This window comes from Streptomyces sp. SID5785 (assembly GCF_009870065.1).
Classification (GTDB): Bacteria; Actinomycetota; Actinomycetes; order Streptomycetales; family Streptomycetaceae; genus Streptomyces.
Genome location: NZ_WWIA01000841.1, coordinates 1 through 15,386 on the forward strand (window position 1 = coordinate 1; position 15,386 = coordinate 15,386).

The 15,386-nt window shown below is 73.7% G+C and carries 17 protein-coding genes and 1 pseudogene; 13 read left to right on the forward strand and 5 right to left on the reverse strand.

The genetic code is table 11. The features are described 5' to 3' along the window. Positions 1-330 precede the first annotated feature (330 nt). The 3 genes from GTW43_RS27150 (at position 331) to GTW43_RS27160 (ending at position 2,954) form a co-directional block, all read left to right on the forward strand. Entirely contained in the window at positions 331-1,311 is a 981-nt protein-coding gene (locus tag GTW43_RS27150) for an ABC transporter ATP-binding protein (protein WP_161304614.1), read from the forward strand. Then, positions 1,308-2,138 (forward strand): ABC transporter permease, encoded by an 831-nt coding sequence (locus tag GTW43_RS27155; RefSeq protein ID WP_161304600.1) that lies wholly within the window; start codon positions 1,308-1,310, stop codon positions 2,136-2,138. Before GTW43_RS27150 ends, GTW43_RS27155 begins: the two co-directional genes overlap by 4 nt. Positions 2,139-2,264: 126 nt before the next feature. Then, a complete protein-coding gene (locus GTW43_RS27160) occupies positions 2,265-2,954 on the forward strand; it encodes a DUF2567 domain-containing protein (RefSeq protein WP_161304601.1) in 690 nt (229 codons plus the stop codon). A 181-nt stretch (positions 2,955-3,135) separates the two neighbouring features. On the opposite strand, the gene ybaK is transcribed toward GTW43_RS27160, so the two are convergent. The 4 genes from ybaK to GTW43_RS27180 form a co-directional block, all read right to left on the reverse strand. Beyond that, on the reverse strand, positions 3,136-3,639 hold the full coding sequence (gene ybaK / locus GTW43_RS27165; RefSeq protein ID WP_161304602.1) for a Cys-tRNA(Pro) deacylase: 504 nt from the start codon (positions 3,637-3,639) through the stop codon (positions 3,136-3,138). Between the two features lie 37 nt (positions 3,640-3,676). After that, positions 3,677-4,453, reverse strand: coding sequence for an LON peptidase substrate-binding domain-containing protein (locus tag GTW43_RS27170; protein ID WP_161304603.1), 777 nt, complete (start codon positions 4,451-4,453; stop codon positions 3,677-3,679). A 5-nt stretch (positions 4,454-4,458) separates the two neighbouring features. Further along, positions 4,459-5,472, reverse strand: a complete 1,014-nt coding sequence (locus GTW43_RS27175; RefSeq protein ID WP_161304604.1) for a hypothetical protein — start codon at positions 5,470-5,472, stop codon at positions 4,459-4,461. Between the two features lie 161 nt (positions 5,473-5,633). Then, positions 5,634-7,148, reverse strand: coding sequence for an oxidoreductase (locus GTW43_RS27180; RefSeq protein ID WP_237536839.1), 1,515 nt, complete (start codon positions 7,146-7,148; stop codon positions 5,634-5,636). Between the two features lie 341 nt (positions 7,149-7,489). Here GTW43_RS27180 and hisD point away from each other — a divergent pair, with 341 nt between their 5' ends. The 10 genes from hisD to GTW43_RS27225 all read left to right on the forward strand — a co-directional run bounded on the left by hisD (position 7,490) and on the right by GTW43_RS27225 (position 15,267). Next, the gene (gene hisD / locus GTW43_RS27185) at positions 7,490-8,842 is read left to right on the forward strand and encodes a histidinol dehydrogenase (RefSeq protein ID WP_161304605.1); all 1,353 of its coding nucleotides are present in this window, start codon (positions 7,490-7,492) and stop codon (positions 8,840-8,842) included. Continuing rightward, positions 8,839-9,939: a histidinol-phosphate transaminase gene (locus GTW43_RS27190; protein ID WP_161304606.1), complete on the forward strand. Its 1,101-nt coding sequence runs from the start codon at positions 8,839-8,841 to the stop codon at positions 9,937-9,939. Before hisD ends, GTW43_RS27190 begins: the two co-directional genes overlap by 4 nt. Further along, positions 9,936-10,529: an imidazoleglycerol-phosphate dehydratase HisB gene (hisB, locus tag GTW43_RS27195; protein ID WP_161304607.1), complete on the forward strand. Its 594-nt coding sequence runs from the start codon at positions 9,936-9,938 to the stop codon at positions 10,527-10,529. Before GTW43_RS27190 ends, hisB begins: the two co-directional genes overlap by 4 nt. A 2-nt stretch (positions 10,530-10,531) precedes the next feature. Beyond that, positions 10,532-10,696 carry a hypothetical protein gene (locus GTW43_RS37675; RefSeq protein WP_188339444.1) on the forward strand — a complete coding sequence of 55 codons (165 nt, stop codon included), beginning with the start codon at positions 10,532-10,534 and terminating at the stop codon, positions 10,694-10,696. 16 nt (positions 10,697-10,712) lie between these two features. Continuing rightward, positions 10,713-11,351: an imidazole glycerol phosphate synthase subunit HisH gene (gene hisH, locus GTW43_RS27200; protein ID WP_161304608.1), complete on the forward strand. Its 639-nt coding sequence runs from the start codon at positions 10,713-10,715 to the stop codon at positions 11,349-11,351. Next, a complete protein-coding gene (gene priA / locus GTW43_RS27205; protein ID WP_161304609.1) occupies positions 11,348-12,085 on the forward strand; it encodes a bifunctional 1-(5-phosphoribosyl)-5-((5-phosphoribosylamino)methylideneamino)imidazole-4-carboxamide isomerase/phosphoribosylanthranilate isomerase PriA in 738 nt (245 codons plus the stop codon). The genes hisH and priA overlap by 4 nt, the downstream gene beginning before the upstream one ends. Beyond that, positions 12,082-12,492: a RidA family protein gene (locus GTW43_RS27210; protein WP_161304610.1), complete on the forward strand. Its 411-nt coding sequence runs from the start codon at positions 12,082-12,084 to the stop codon at positions 12,490-12,492. Before priA ends, GTW43_RS27210 begins: the two co-directional genes overlap by 4 nt. Next, a complete protein-coding gene (gene hisF, locus GTW43_RS27215) occupies positions 12,489-13,244 on the forward strand; it encodes an imidazole glycerol phosphate synthase subunit HisF (protein ID WP_161304611.1) in 756 nt (251 codons plus the stop codon). The genes GTW43_RS27210 and hisF overlap by 4 nt, the downstream gene beginning before the upstream one ends. A 119-nt stretch (positions 13,245-13,363) precedes the next feature. Continuing rightward, a complete protein-coding gene (locus GTW43_RS27220) occupies positions 13,364-13,942 on the forward strand; it encodes a helix-turn-helix domain-containing protein (RefSeq protein ID WP_161304612.1) in 579 nt (192 codons plus the stop codon). Beyond that, entirely contained in the window at positions 13,942-15,267 is a 1,326-nt protein-coding gene (locus GTW43_RS27225) for an MFS transporter (protein ID WP_161304613.1), read from the forward strand. The genes GTW43_RS27220 and GTW43_RS27225 overlap by 1 nt, the downstream gene beginning before the upstream one ends. Here GTW43_RS27225 and GTW43_RS27230 read toward each other — a convergent pair. After that, positions 15,230-15,386 (reverse strand): annotated as a pseudogene (locus tag GTW43_RS27230) (TIGR03085 family protein); the annotation flags it as partial. The gene GTW43_RS27225 and the pseudogene GTW43_RS27230 overlap by 38 nt on opposite strands.

Here is a 15,386-nt window from a genome sequence, read left to right on the forward strand (position 1 = left end):
GGTGGCCACCTCAAGCCCCTCCGGCGATTGAGGAGCGGGGGCCGGGGCGGAGCCCCTGGGGGTGACGCCGTTGCGGGTTGAGGGTTCGTTGCCGGGTGGCGGGTGCGTCGTGGCTGAGCGCGCAGTTCCCCGCGCCCCTGGCGGGGCTGGTCGCGCCCCGCGGCGGAGCCGCTGATGGATGGCGTCCCGCGCCCCTGGCGGGGCTGGTGGCGCCCCTTACGGGGGTGTTGTCCGACCCGCGCGCGATATGCGGGGGCGGACCCCGTACCCTCGTTGCTCGTGAATACGTGCACCGGTGAGGCTGACCCGCATCCTGACGGGGACGCCGTGGTGTGCGCCGTGCGGGGCCTGCGCAAGACGTATCCCGCGGCCCGCGGCAGACGCGGCGCACCCGCCACCCCCGCGGTGCTCGCCACCGACGACGTACGGCTCGACATCCGCCGCGGCGAGATCTTCGGCCTGCTCGGGCCGAACGGCGCCGGCAAGTCCACCCTCGTACGCCAGCTCACCGGACTGATGCGCCCCGACGCGGGCAGCGTGACCATCCTCGGCCACGACGTCGTGCGCCACCCCGAGCGGGCCGCCCGCATCCTCGCGTACCTGGGTCAGGAGTCCACCGCCCTCGACGAACTCACCGTCTCCCTCGCCGCCGAGACCACCGGCCGGCTGCGCGGGCTCGGCCTCAAGGAGGCGCGGGCCGAGCGGGACGACGTGCTGGAGGAGCTCGGTCTGACCCCGCTCGCCGCGCGCCCCCTCAAGAAGCTGTCCGGCGGTCAGCGCCGGCTCGCCTGCTTCGCCGCCGCGCTGGTCGGCGAGCGGCCGCTGCTGGTGCTCGACGAGCCGACCACCGGCATGGACCCGGTCGCCCGCCGCGCCGTGTGGGCCGCCGTGGACCGGCGGCGTGCCGAGCGCGGCACCACCGTTCTGCTCGTCACGCACAACGTCATCGAGGCCGAGACCGTGCTCGACCGGGTCGCCGTGCTCGACGCCGGGCGGGTCATCGCCTGCGACTCGCCGGCCGGGCTCAAGGAGCGGGTCGCAGGCGAGGTACGGGTCGAGCTGGTGTGGCGGGAGAAGGCGCCCACCGCGCTGCCCGAGGTGGCCCGGCTGCGCGAGCAGGCCGTCGAGTCCGGGCGGCGCTGGTCGCTGCGGCTCGACCCGGAGTCCGCCCGCCGTGCCGTCGCCACCGTGACGGGCGGCCCGGCCTTCGACCACCTCGACGACTTCACGCTCGCCACGCCGAGCCTGGAGGACGTGTATCTGGCGCTCGGCGGGAGCCGCAGCAGCGTGAAGGGCCTGGTGAAGGCATGAGTGTCGTCCCCGCGGAGGCGGTCGGCGAGGCCCGGGCGGCACAGACCACCGCGGCGGCCGGACCCGGCATCGCGGAACTCGCGCCCCCGGCCCGGTTCCTGCCGTCGCTCGCCGCCGTGTACAAGGCCCAGCTGAGCCGGGCCAGGGTGGCCCGGATCCCGCTGCTGTTCGTCGCGACGTTCCAGTCGATCGGGATCATGATCCTCATGCGGGGCGTCGTCGACCGGGGCGGGGACGAGGCCCGGGCCGTCGTCGCGGGCTCGGCCGTCCTCGTCGTCGCGTTCGTCGCGCTGAACCTGCTCGCCCAGTACTTCGGCCAGCTGCGCGCGGCGGGCGGGCTCGACCACTACGCGACGCTGCCCGTGCCGCCCGCCTCCGTGGTGCTCGGCGCCGCGGGCGCCTACGCCTCGTTCACCGTGCCCGGCACGGTCGTGACCGCGGTGTGCGGCTGCCTCATGTTCGATCTGCCGCTCACCCATCTGTGGGTGCTCGCCGCCGTGATCCCGCCGGCCGGGGCGGCGCTCGCCGGGCTGGGCGCGGCGCTCGGGCTGCTCGCGCCGCGGCCCGAACTGGCGACGCTGCTGGGGCAGCTCGGGATGTCGGCGGCGCTGCTGCTCGGGGTGCTGCCCGCCGAGCGGATGCCGGAGGTCGTGCAGTACGCGCGGGATCTGCTGCCGTCGACGTACGGCGTCGAGGCGTTGGCGCGGACGTTCGCGGCGCGGCCGGACTGGGGGGTCGTCGTGCTCGACCTGGGCGTGTGCGCGGCGGTGGGGGTCGTGTCCCTGGCGCTGGCGGCATGGGCGTACCGGCGGGCCGCCGTTCGCTGAGCCGGGCCGCGCCGGGCTCGCGCGCGGGGTGCGGAGCCGCTCATGGACGACGCCCCGCGCCCCTGGACGCACGCGGTGCGTGGCCCGGGCGGGGCGGGCGGGCGAGCGGCCTGGCACGATGGCAGGGTGACCGCACCGCTGACACCGCCGCCGCACCAGCCACCGCACGACGACGGGCACCGGGACCCCTGGCAGGCCCCGGATCCGATGACCGTGCATCTGCCGCCCGCGCCGCCGCGCGAGGACGGACCCGGGCTGGCCACCGAGCTGCGCGAGGCCGCCGTCGTGACGGTCGGGGTCGCCCTGTGCGGTCTGGTCCTCGGCGCGCTGTGGCTGTGGCTCGCGCCCCGCGTCCCGCTCGTGTCGGACAGCACCGCCGTGTACCTGAAGGACACCGAGGGGGAGCAGGCCGTCGGCGCCGACGGCACGTTCGCCCTGCTCGGTCTCGCGCTCGGTGTCCTGACGGCGCTCGCCGTCTTCCTGTGGCGGCGGCGCGGAGGCGTCCCGCTCGTCGTCGGACTGGCCCTGGGCGCTCTGCTCGGCGGCGTGCTCGCCTGGCGGTTCGGCATCTGGCTCGGCCCCACGCAGGATGTCGCGGCGCACGCGAAGGAGCTCGGCAAGGGCGTCGTGTTCGACGCCCCGCTCGAGCTGAAGGCCAAGGGCGCGCTGCTGGCCTGGCCGCTCGCGGCGATGATCGTGCATCTCGCCCTGACCGGTCTGTTCGGCCCGCGCGACCCCGACCCGTACGCGGGGTACTACAGCAAGCCCGCACCGCAGCCGCCCGCGGACGAGGCCCCCGGGCGGCCCGCGGCCTGAGCCGGCGGGCACGCCCCTGACCCGTGTCAGGCGGGCTTGCGCCCGTGGTTGGCGCGGCGTTTACGGACCCGCCACTTCCGCTTGCGCGTCTTCTTCGACATGCCCTGGATGTCTAGTCGAGGACGCTTCCGCGGTCGAGGGCGAGAACCGGTCAGACCCGCCTGACCGGTGCGAGAACCGGTCAGACCCGGCCGACCGGCGCGAGCACCGCGCTCGTCAGCGTCGCGAGGTCGGCCGGTGCCAGTTCGACCTCCAGGCCGCGCCGGCCCGCCGAGACGCAGATGGTGGCGTGGTCCCCGGCCGACGCGTCGATGACCGTGGGCAGCTTCTTGCGCTGGCCCAGCGGTGAGATCCCGCCGCGCACGTAGCCGGTGGTGCGCTCGGCGAGCGCCGGGTCGGCCATGGCCGCGCGCTTGCCGCCGACCGCCGCGGCGAGGGCCTTGAGGTCGAGATGGCCCGCCACCGGCACGACGGCCACGGTCAGCTTTCCGTCGACGTCGGCGACGAGCGTCTTGAAGACCCGGTCGGGCGACACGCCCATCGCCTCCGCGGCCTCGTCGCCGTACGAGGGGTGTGCCGGGTCGTGCTCGTAGGCGTGCACCGTGAAGTCCGTGCCCGCGGCGGTCAGCGCCACGGTCGCCGGGGTGCCGCCGGACTGCTGCTGTTTCCTGGCCTTCTTCGCCACCGTGCTGCTTCCCTGGGTCGTGTCGCGCGGGATTCGGTCAGTTGAGGCTGGTGGCCTGGCGGGTCAGGTCCGTCGCCGGGAGCGAGGGCAGATGCCGGATGATCGCCGTCTCGGCGCGCAGCAGCTTCAGCTCGTCGCGCAGCCGGGAGGCCGCGTCCGGCGACTGCAGCAGGCGCTGCTTGGTCGGGACGTCGAGCACCGCGGCCGCGGCCACCAGGTAGGACACGACCGACGGCTCGTCCGGGAGGTCGGCGCCGGAGGTCATGGATCGCTCCCGGGCCCCGGCCAGCCGCTTCTGGTACGAGCGGAACGCGCGCAGCACGCCCTCGGCGAGGGCGCCCGCCTCGTCGCCGTCCTCCTCGGGCAGCTCCTCGACCTCGGCCGTCAGGTACGGGCCCGAGGCGTCCACGGAGTGCAGCCGGACCCGGCGGGTGCCGGTCGCGAGGACCTCGAAGCCGCCGTCGGCGCGCTCGCGGATCGTCGCCGCGTCGGCGATGCAGCCCACGCCGTGGAAGGCCTTGAGCGGATCGTCGCCGAACCCGGCGGCCGGGCCCGCGCCCGCCTCCTTCGTCGTCACGTCGTCCGGCATGCCGGACGCGCTGGGCGCGACCTCGTGCCCGTCGCGGATCGCGACGACGACGAAGAGGCGCGGCTCGTCGGAGACGGCCGGATCGGTGTCGGGGATCTCGGGCGCTGCTTTCAGCAGGTCGCGCATCAGGGCGCGGTAGCGCTCCTCGAAGACGTTCAGCGGGAGGACGAGCCCCGGGAACAGCACCGAGTTGAGCGGGAAGAGCGGAAGCCGGACGGTGGTCACGACGGTCAAGCGTAATGGGCGCCGCGCCCGCCCAGGCCGCCGCGCAGCGGCAGCGCCGCCGCGACTTCCAGCCGGACCGTGCCGCGCAGCTCCATGAAGTGCTCCAGCGGGTCCTCCACGAGCCGGTCCCACGGGAACGACGTGACGTGCGGCCCGATGAGCCGCAGCTGCTCCAGGGCGTCCGGCCAGCGCTCCAGCGCGACCAGGACGCAGGCCAGCAGATTGCGCACCTCCGCGGGCCACGGATCGGCCGTCGCGTAGCTGCGGGAGAGCCCGACGGCGAGGTCGGCGGCCGCGTCCAGACGGGCGCGCGGGATGTCCCGGGGCGCCTGCGGCGAGGTGAGGCAGGCCAGCGCCGCCCGCACGGGCAGCGCCTGGAGCAGGGAGCCGGGCAGCGCGTCCGCGGCGGCGCGCTCGGCGAACCCGAAGCACTCGGCGTGCGAGCCGTACCAGGCGGCGGACCGGTACTGGAGCGCGGCGACATGGCAGCCGTAGTGGTGCGGGGAGCGGCGCACGGCCTCGGCCCACAGCGCGTCGAACTCGCTGTGCGGTGCCCCGGTGCCCCGGGCCCGGTCGAGCGCGACCCGCCAGGGCACCGGATCGCCGGGCTCGGCCTCGGCGGCGGCCGCGATCAGCGGGGCCACCTCGCGCAGCAGCTCGGCGCGGGCGGGCGAGGCGAAGGCGCGGGCGACGGCCACCTCGGACTTGACCAGGAGCAGGTCCGGGTCGTGCGGCGCCGCGCACTGCCACGCCTCGAACCACTCGGTGCGGGCGGCGGCGAACGCGGCGAGGCGCTGCACGTACCGGTCCCGGTTCTCCCACTCGGCGGCCTCGCGGGTCCCGGCGAGGACCTTGGCGGCCGGCTCGTACGCGCCGCCGCCCGCCGCCACGAGCGCCGGGGCGAGCCGGTCGTCCGGGGCGTCGAGCAGCAGGTCGTCGTCGGGCGGCAGGCCCGCGCCGAGCGGACCCAGGTGGCGGATCATGCGCGCGGTGCGGACGAAGGCACGGAGGACGGACATGTCCTGCGTCCTGTCTGTGTGACCGGTGACCCGCCGCCGGTGGTGCCCGGCGGTCGACCCGCCGGGTGGCGAATGCTTCGGTTGCGCAGGGAGGACGGCCGGGGCGCCCGGAAGGTTGCCTCGCCGCGCCGTGATTCCCCGCTGCGGGGGACAGGCCGCACTCAGCTGCGACGCAGCAGCCGCGTCGCCCCCGCCGCCACGGTCGTCGCGAGGATCCATCCGAGGAGCACGAGGACGGCCGCCGCCCACTGCCAGCCGCCGCGCAGCTGCCAGTACCCGATCTGGCCGAGGTCGATCACCGGCAGCAGCAGGTCGAGGGCGAACAGCGGGGCGCTCCAGTGCGGCGCCTCGCCCTCCTTGATGGGCGGGTGCGCGGCGTGGCTGAAGGCGACCGCGCTGACCGCCCACAGCACCGCCATCCAGACCGCGGCCCGGCCCGGCCGGTACCCGTAGGCCACCGTCCAGTCCTGGATGTACCCCCACACCTTGGCCGCGGCCGGCAGCGTCTCGCGGCGCCGGCGCTGCTTGGCGAGCAGCACCTCGCGGGCGTCCGCGTCCTCGCCGCTGTTGCGCAGGACCGTCGCGAGGCGCTCGTACGGCTCCGGGTTGTACTCGGCGGTGGCGGCCGCCAGCCAGTCCAGGCGGCGGGCGAGCGGGAAGGCGCCGGACGGGATCAGGTTCTCGTAGACGAAGCCGCCCACGCGCAGCCGGCCCGGGCCCGGCCAGCTGATCGCCTTGTCGATCAGGTTGACGACCTTGGCGCCCGACAGCACGACCGTGCCGCGCTGCGGGCGCTCGCCGCGGAACCGCAGCTCCGGCGTCTGCACCCGGCGCAGCGACAGCTCCTGGTCGTTCTCCAGGGTGAAGCGGGCCGAGTCCAGGTCGATCGCGTCGCCGAACCGCCCGTCGTCGAGCCGTACCCCGCCCACGCTCTCGAAGCGCTGCACCCGGGTGCCGCGGGCCGGTGTCGAGCCGCTGGTCCGCAGCGGGTTGCCGAGGCCCGCGGGGGTCAGGTACAGCGTGCGCTCGACCGTGAGCTGCGGTGCGTTCAGCGCGAGGCGCCCGTGGGTGTTGCTGAGGCGGCTGCCGCGCAGCGACAGCGAGACCCCGACGGTCGCGCCGCGCAGGCTCAGCTCGCCGTGCGTCTCCAGCATCTCGGCCTGGAGGTCCTGGCCGACCGTCATCCCGTCCGCGTTGACCGACTTGCTGTGCCGGTCGCGGAACACCACCGCCTGGTTGAGCAGCAGGTCCGTGCCGATGTGCGCGTCCGAGAGCCGCACCCCGTTGTGGAAGCGGCAGCGCGGCAGGTGCAGATCGCCCTCGGTGTGCACCCGGGCGCCCTCGAAACGCGGCACCGAGCAGTCCACCAGGCGCACGGTGGTGAACCGGGCCTCCGGGACCCGCACCTCCTTCTCGAAGCGGCACTGCTTCATCTCGACGTACGGGTCGACGACGCCGCCCGCCAGGTCCAGGACATCGGTGATCTGCACCCCCTGGAGCTTGAGCGAGGACACCCGGCCGTCGAGCGCGGGCGGCCCGTCGAGCAGCAGCCACGCCACGATCCGGGCCCGCACGCTGCGCTCGGGCCCCCAGGGGTGCCCGCCGTGCGGATCGTCCACGGTCAGGTCCCCGGTCCGCAGGTCGTACACGCTGCCGTTGCGGAACGCCTGCCACATGCCGACCTCGGCGGCGGTCAGTCCGTCCGGCACGTCCCCGTTCCCGTTCCCGGTCGTCGTCACGTCGACCACGACTGTCCTGCCTCCCCGTGCATCCCGTGCATCCCCGTCTTCCCCGTCATCCCCGTCTTCCCCGTCATCCCTGCGTTCGCCGTCTTCCCGGAGTTCCCTGCCTGCTCCGGTTCCCCGGTCGTCACCTGCGGGTGATGCCCGCTGGGTGACCGTCTGAACGCTAGTGGTGAAGGATCTCCTCCGGGGGCCGGACAACGGCCGGATCCCGACGAGTATCAGTCACTGATACGGGGCGACGGGCGTCTTCGGACGTCTGAGAGAATTGGTGCGTGATCTCTCGAATCGATCTGCGCGGCGCCGCCCTCCCCGAGGGTCAGGCCCTGCGCTCGCTGCTGCCCCGTGCCGACTTCGACGTCACGGCCGCCCTGGAGAAGGTGCGTCCGATCTGCGAGGACGTGCATCATCGGGGCGACGCGGCGCTGATCGAGTACGGCGAGAGGTTCGACGGCGTACGCCTCACGTCCGTGCGCGTACCGGCCGAGGCCCTCGAGAAGGCCCTGGCCGATCTGGACCCCGCCGTCCGCGCGGCCCTGGAGGAGTCCATCCGCCGGGCCCGGATCGTCCACCGCGCGCAGCGCCGATCCAGCCACACCACGCAGGTCGTGCCCGGTGGCTCCGTCACCGAGAAGTGGGTGCCCGTCGACCGCGTCGGCCTGTACGCGCCGGGCGGCCGCTCCGTCTACCCGTCCTCCGTGATCATGAACGCGGTGCCGGCGCAGGAGGCCGGCGTCGCGTCGATCGCGCTCGCGTCCCCGCCGCAGGCCGAGTTCGACGGCCTGCCGCACCCGACGATCCTCGCCGCCTGCGCCCTGCTCGGCGTCGACGAGGTGTACGCGGTGGGTGGCGCCCAGGCGGTCGCCATGTACGCGTACGGCACCGAGAGCTGCGCCCCGGCGACCATGGTGACGGGCCCGGGCAACATCTGGGTGGCCGCCGCCAAGCGCTACTTCACCGGCCTCATCGGCATCGACACCGAGGCGGGCCCGACCGAGATCGCGGTCCTCGCCGACTCCACCGCCGACCCCGTGCACGTCGCCTCCGACCTGATCAGCCAGGCCGAGCACGACCCGCTGGCCGCCGCCGTCCTCGTGACCGACGACGAGGCACTGGCCACCGCCGTCGAGCGGGAGCTGGTGCCGCAGGTCGCCGCCACCAAGCACGTCGAGGACCGCATCAAGCCCGCGCTCGCGGGCCGGCAGTCCGCGATCGTGCTCGTGGACTCCCTCGACGACGGCCTCAAGGTCGTCGACGCGTACGGCGCCGAGCACCTGGAGATCCAGACGGCGGACGCGGCCGAGGTCGCCCAGCGCGTGCGGAACGCGGGCGCGATCTTTGTCGGCCCCTGGGCCCCGGTCTCCCTCGGCGACTACGCGGCGGGCTCCAACCACGTCCTGCCGACCGGCGGCTGCGCCTGCCACTCCTCGGGCCTGTCCGTCCAGTCCTTCCTGCGCGGCATCCACATCGTGGACTACACGAAGGACGCCCTCGCCGACATCGCCGCCCACGTGGTGACGCTCGCCGAGGCCGAGGACCTGCCCGCCCATGGTGCGGCCGTCAAGGCGCGTTTTGCCGGAGGCGAGCAAGACCGGCACAGTGAGTGGAAGGTCCCGAAGAACCAGTGACCAGGATCGACGACCTCCCCGTACGGGACGAGCTGCGCGGCAAGTCCCCCTACGGCGCACCGCAGTTGGACGTGGCCGTCCGGCTGAACACGAACGAGAACCCCTACCCGCTGCCCGAGCCGCTCGTCCGGCGGATCGCCGAGCGCGTCGCCGACGCCGCGCGGAATCTGAACCGCTACCCGGACCGGGACGCGATCGAGCTGCGCACCGAGCTGGCCCGCTACCTCACCCGCACCACCGGGTACGCGGTCACCCACGAGCAGGTCTGGGCGGCCAACGGGTCCAACGAGGTGCTCCAGCAGCTCCTCCAGGCCTTCGGCGGTCCCGGCCGCACCGCGCTCGGCTTCGAGCCCTCGTACTCGATGCACCCGCTGCTCGCCCGCGGCACCAACACGGGCTGGGTCAGCGCCCCGCGCCGGGCCGACTTCTCCCTCGACGTGGAGGCGGCCGTCGCGGCGATCCACGCGCACCAGCCGCACGTCGTCTTCATCACCAGCCCCAACAACCCCACGGGCAACGCGGTCTCCCGCGAGGACGTGCTCGCCCTGTACGAGGCCGCCGGGCGCGGTGCGCTCGTCGTCGTCGACGAGGCGTACACCGAGTTCAGCCACGGCAGCTCGCTGCTCGAACTCATCGACGGCCGGCCCAACCTGGTCGTCTCCCGCACGATGTCGAAGGCGTTCGGCGCGGCCGGTCTGCGCCTCGGCTACCTGGCCGCCGACCCGGCCGTGGTCGACGCGGTGCAGCTGGTGCGCCTGCCCTACCACCTGTCGGCGGTCAACCAGGCGACGGCACTCGCCGCCCTGGAGTACACCGACACGCTCCTCGGTTACGTGGAGCAGCTGAAGGCCGAGCGCGACCGGGTGGTCGCGGAGCTGGAGGCGCTCGGCTTCGACGTGACCGTCGCCGACGCCAACTTCATCCAGTTCGGCGTCTTCGACGACCCGCACGCCGTCTGGCAGTTCGTCCTCGACCGCGGAGTCCTGATCCGCGACAACGGCGTATCGGGCCGGCTGCGCGTCACCGTCGGCACCCCCGAAGAGAACGACGCGTTCCTGGACGCGGCCCGTGATGTACAGAAGGAGTTCGGAGCATGAGCCGCGTAGGACGCGTGGAGCGCAGCACCAAGGAGACCTCGGTCCTCGTCGAGATCGACCTCGACGGAAGCGGCAAGGTCGACGTGTCGACCGGCGTCGGCTTCTACGACCACATGCTCGACCAGCTCGGCCGCCACGGCCTCTTCGACCTCACGGTCAAGACCGAGGGCGACCTGCACATCGACTCGCACCACACCATCGAGGACACCGCCCTCGCGCTCGGCGCCGCCTTCAAGCAGGCCCTCGGCGACAAGGTCGGCATCTACCGCTTCGGCAACTGCACGGTCCCGCTGGACGAGTCGCTCGCCCAGGTCACCGTCGACCTCTCCGGCCGCCCCTACCTCGTGCACACCGAGCCCGAGAACATGGCGCCGATGATCGGCGAGTACGACACGACGATGACCCGCCACATCCTGGAGTCCTTCGTCGCGCAGGCGCAGGTCGCCCTGCACGTCCACGTCCCGTACGGGCGCAACGCGCACCACATCGTGGAGTGCCAGTTCAAGGCCCTGGCCCGCGCCCTGCGCTACGCCTCGGAGCGCGACCCGCGCGCCGCGGGCATCCTCCCCTCCACGAAGGGTGCCCTCTAGCCATGAACGGCCTCGCGACCGTCCTCATCGTCCTCGGCCTGTTCCTGCTCGGCGGCGTCTACTCGTTCGTCAAGCAGGGCATCGGCAAGAGCGTCATCACGCTCCTCGCGGTCAGTGCGGGCTTCTGCCTGCTCGCGGGCGTGCTGCGGCTCGACTACTGGAACTGACGGGCTGATCACTGCCATGACAGAGAAGAAGGTCGTCGTCTTCGACTACGGCTTCGGCAACGTCCGCTCCGCCGAGCGGGCGCTGGCCCGGGCCGGCGCCGACGTCGAGATCACCCGCGACTACGACAGGGCCATGAACGCCGACGGGCTCCTGGTCCCCGGCGTCGGCGCGTTCGCCGCCTGCATGCAGGGCCTCAAGGAGGCGCGCGGCGACTGGATCGTCGGCCGCCGGCTGTCCGGCGGGCGCCCCGTGATGGGCATCTGCGTGGGCATGCAGATCCTGTTCGCGCGCGGCATCGAGCACGGCCAGGAGACCGAGGGCCTCGACGAGTGGCCCGGCGTCGTCGAGCCGCTGAAGGCCGAGGTCGTCCCGCACATGGGGTGGAACACGGTGAGCGCCCCCGAGGGCTCCCGCCTCTTCGCCGGTCTCGACGCCGACGAGCGCTACTACTTCGTGCACTCCTACGCCGTGCGGCACTGGGACCTCGAGGTGCACAACCCGAACCTGCGGGCCCCCGAGGTCACGTGGACGACGTACGGCGAGCCCTTCGTGGCCGCCGTGGAGAACGGGGCACTGTGGGCGACGCAGTTCCACCCCGAGAAGTCCGGCGACGCCGGAGCGCAGCTGCTCAAGAACTGGATCTCCGTACTGTGACCGCATCCCCGCACACGCTCGAACTCCTTCCCGCCGTCGACGTCCGCGACGGCCAGGCCGTCCGTCTCGTGCACGGCGAGTCCGGCTCCGAGACCTCCTACGGCTCCCCGCTGGAGGCCGCCCTCGCCTGGCAGCGGGCCGGCGCCGAGTGGCTGCACCTGGTCGACCTGGACGCCGCGTTCGGCACCGGCGACAACCGCGCGCTGATCTCCGAGGTCGCCCGCGCCATGGACATCAAGGTGGAGCTGTCCGGCGGCATCCGCGACGACGACTCGCTCGCCGCCGCCCTCGCCACCGGCGCCACCCGCGTCAACATCGGCACCGCCGCCCTGGAGGACCCCGAGTGGGTCGCCAGGATCATCGCCGAGCACGGCGACCAGATCGCGGTCGGCCTCGACGTGCGCGGCACCACGCTGCGCGGCCGCGGCTGGACCCGCGACGGCGGCGACCTGTACGAGACGCTGGCCCGCCTCGACAAGGAGGGCTGCTCCCGCTACGTCGTCACGGACATCGCCAAGGACGGCACGCTGGAGGGCCCGAACCTGGAGCTCCTGAAGAACGTGTGCGCGGCCACCGACCGCCCCGTCGTGGCCTCCGGCGGCGTCTCCTCGCTCGACGACCTGCGCGCGATCGCCGAGCTCGTCCCGCTGGGCGTCGAGGGCTCCATCGTCGGCAAGGCGCTGTACGCCAAGGCGTTCACCCTCGAAGAGGCACTGGCGGCGGTCTCGTCATGACCGGCGCCGTGCGCCGCGTGCAGTCGGGGGCGCCGTGGGAGGAGGCCTTCGGGTACGCGCGCGCCGTCGAGCTGCCCACCGGCCTCGTCCTGGTCTCCGGCTGCACCTCGGTCGTCGACGGCGTGATCGCCGCCGGCGGCCCGTACGAGCAGGCGATGAACGCCTTCACCGTCGCGTTCGACGCCCTCGGGCAGTTCGGCCTCAGCCGTGAGGACGTCGTGCGCACGCGCATGTACGTCACCCACGCACGGGACACGGACGAGGTCGGCCGGGCCCACAAGGAGCTGTTCGACGCCGTCCGCCCCGCCGCGTCCATGATCATCGTCTCCGGATTCGTCGACCCCGGCCTGGTCGTCGAGGTCGAGGTGGAGGCGTTCCGGTCCGATTCAGGAGCACCCTCAGCATGAGCCTCGCCGTACGCGTCATCCCCTGCCTCGACGTGGACGACGGCCGCGTCGTCAAGGGCGTCAACTTCCAGAACCTGCGCGACGCGGGGGACCCCGTCGAGATGGCGAAGGTCTACGACGCCGAGGGCGCCGACGAGCTGACGTTCCTGGACATCACGGCGTCCTCCGGCGACCGCGAGACCACCTACGACGTGGTGCGCCGCACCGCCGAGCAGGTCTTCATCCCGCTCACCGTGGGCGGCGGTGTGCGCACGGCCGACGACGTGGACAAGCTGCTGCGGGCCGGCGCCGACAAGGTCGGCGTCAACACCGCGGCCATCGCCCGGCCCGACCTCATCCGGGAGATCGCCGAGCGCTTCGGCCGCCAGGTCCTGGTCCTGTCCGTGGACGCGCGCCGCACCGAGTCCGGCTCCTTCGAGGTGACGACCCACGGCGGACGCCGGTCCGCCGGCATCGACGCGGTCGAGTGGGCGCACCGGGCCGCGGAGCTCGGCGCGGGGGAGATCCTGCTCAACTCGATGGACGCGGACGGGACGAAGGACGGCTACGACCTCGAGATGATCGAGGCCGTCCGCAAGCACGTGTCCGTGCCGGTGATCGCCTCCGGCGGCGCCGGCCGGGTCGAGCACTTCGCCCCGGCGGTCGCGGCGGGCGCGGACGCGGTGCTCGCGGCGTCCGTCTTCCACTTCGGCGACCTGCGGATCGGCGACGTGAAGTCGGCGCTGCGCGAGGCGGGCCACCCGGTCCGGTAAGCGCCCGTACGTCCCGAAGAGCCCCTGACGGCACTGCCTTCAGGGGCTCTTCTCATTGCGCAAGAAAAGTTGTGCAACTTATCTTGCGCAAGTTTTCTTTTGTATCTAGGGTCGTGGGTATGACGGAATACCGCCGCATCACCGACCTCGCCACGCTGAAGGCCTTCGGCCACCCGCTGCGCATGCGCCTGTACGGCGCGCTCTACCTGCGCGGCACCGCCACCGCCTCGCACCTCGCCGAGGACCTCGACGACGGCACGGCGGTCTCCCTGATCAGCTACCACCTGCGCAAGCTCGCCGAGCACGGCCTCATCGAGCCCGCCGAGTCCGAGGGCGCCGACGGCCGGGAGCGCTGGTGGAAGCCCGCACAGGAAGCCCTGCGCATCGACAGCTCCGACTTCCGCGACACCCCCGAGGGCAGCGCCGCCCACACCGCCCTGTCCCGCGTCATGTACGAGCAGCGCCGCGACCACTACCTGCGCTTCCTCGACCAGCGCGCCGGCTGGAGCGCCGACTGGCAGGACGCCCACGACAGCTCCGACTTCCTCGCCCGGCTCACCCCCGCGGAGCTGAAGGAGATGACCGCCGAACTGCACGCCGTCGTCGACCGGTACACGCAGGCCGGCAAGGCCGCCGACCCCGAGGGCCGCGAGACCGTCGCCGTGCACCTGTACGCGTTCCCGCTGAGGAACGCGTGATGGGCGCCCTCCTCGACGCGCGGGCCGCCCGCCGTCGCTTCGTCACGGTCAACTTCCTCTTCTGGTTCCCGACCGGGCTCTCCATCCCCGTCCAGGTGCTCCTGCTCGCCGACCGGGGCGTGTCCGTCGCGACCATCGCCGCCCTGTTCGCCGTCCACTCCCTGACCTGCGCCGCGCTCGAACTGCCCACCGGCGGGCTCTCGGACGTCATGGGCCGGCGCGCCGTCCTCGCCGCCTCCGGCGTGCTCGCCGTCGTGGCGATCACCATGACCGCCCTGGCCACCGCCACCTGGGTGTTCGCCCTCGCCATGGTCCTCAAGGGCGCCGGACGCGCGCTCAACAGCGGACCCGCCGAGGCCTGGTACGTCGACACCGTGCACGCGGACCTCGGCCCCGACGCCGACCTGCGCGACGGCCTCGCCCGCGGCTCCGCCGCCTCCTCCGCCGCCCTCGCCCTCGGCACGATCCTCGGCGGCCTCGTGCCCTGGCTGCTCGGCCTCGGCCCCGACCTCGGCGCCCACCTGGAGCGCGCCACCGGCGGCCACGTCACACCACTGTCCGTCCCGCTCCTCGCGGGTGCCGTCTGCTGCGTGCTCTACGTCGTCCAGGTCCTCGTCGCCCTGCCCGAGCCGCCCCGCCCGCCCGTGCACCTGCGCACGGTCCTCGCCGACGTGCCGCGCACCGCCCGCGACGGCGTCCGGCTCGCCACCCGCGACATCATGGTCCGGCGCATCATGCTCACCATGGCCGCCGCCGGAAGCGCCCTCGGCGTCGTCGAGCTGCTCACCCCGTCCCGCGCCGCCGACGCGACCGGCGCCGCCTCCTCGGGCGCCGTCCTCTACGCGGGCCTGGCCTGCGCCGGATTCACCGCCACCGCGCTCGGCAACCGGCTCGCCCCCTGGGTGGCCCGCGTCGTCCACGGCGGGGAGCGGGCCGTCCTCGTGGCCGAACTCATCGCCCTGCTCGGCCTGGCCGTGCTCTGCGCGACCGCCGCGACCCGCACCCTCGCCCCGGCCGTCGCCGGCTACGTCCTCGTCTACGTCGGCCTCGGGCTCGCCTCGCCCTGCCTCAACGACTTCCTGCACCGGCGCACCGACAGCTCCGGCCGCGCCACCGCGCTCTCCGTGCAGTCGCTCGCCCTCCAGCTCGCCGGAGCCCTCAGCGGCCTCGTCGCGGGCGCCCTGCCCGGCGGCCCCGCCGCCTGGCTGCCCGGCGTCGTGGGCGTGGCCGCCGGAGCCCTGCTCTGGCTCCGCGTCCGGGAGACCCCGAAGGCCCCGGACGAAGCGGTCAGATCCCCAGCGCCTTCGTCTCGCTCAGCTGTGTGATCGCCGCCTCGTCGCCCTCGATCTCCACCTTCGCCGCGCCCTGCCGCCCGAACGCGTACATCAGCAGCTCGGGCGGCTCCCCGGTGACCGTCACGACCGGGGTGCCGCGGTGCGCGACA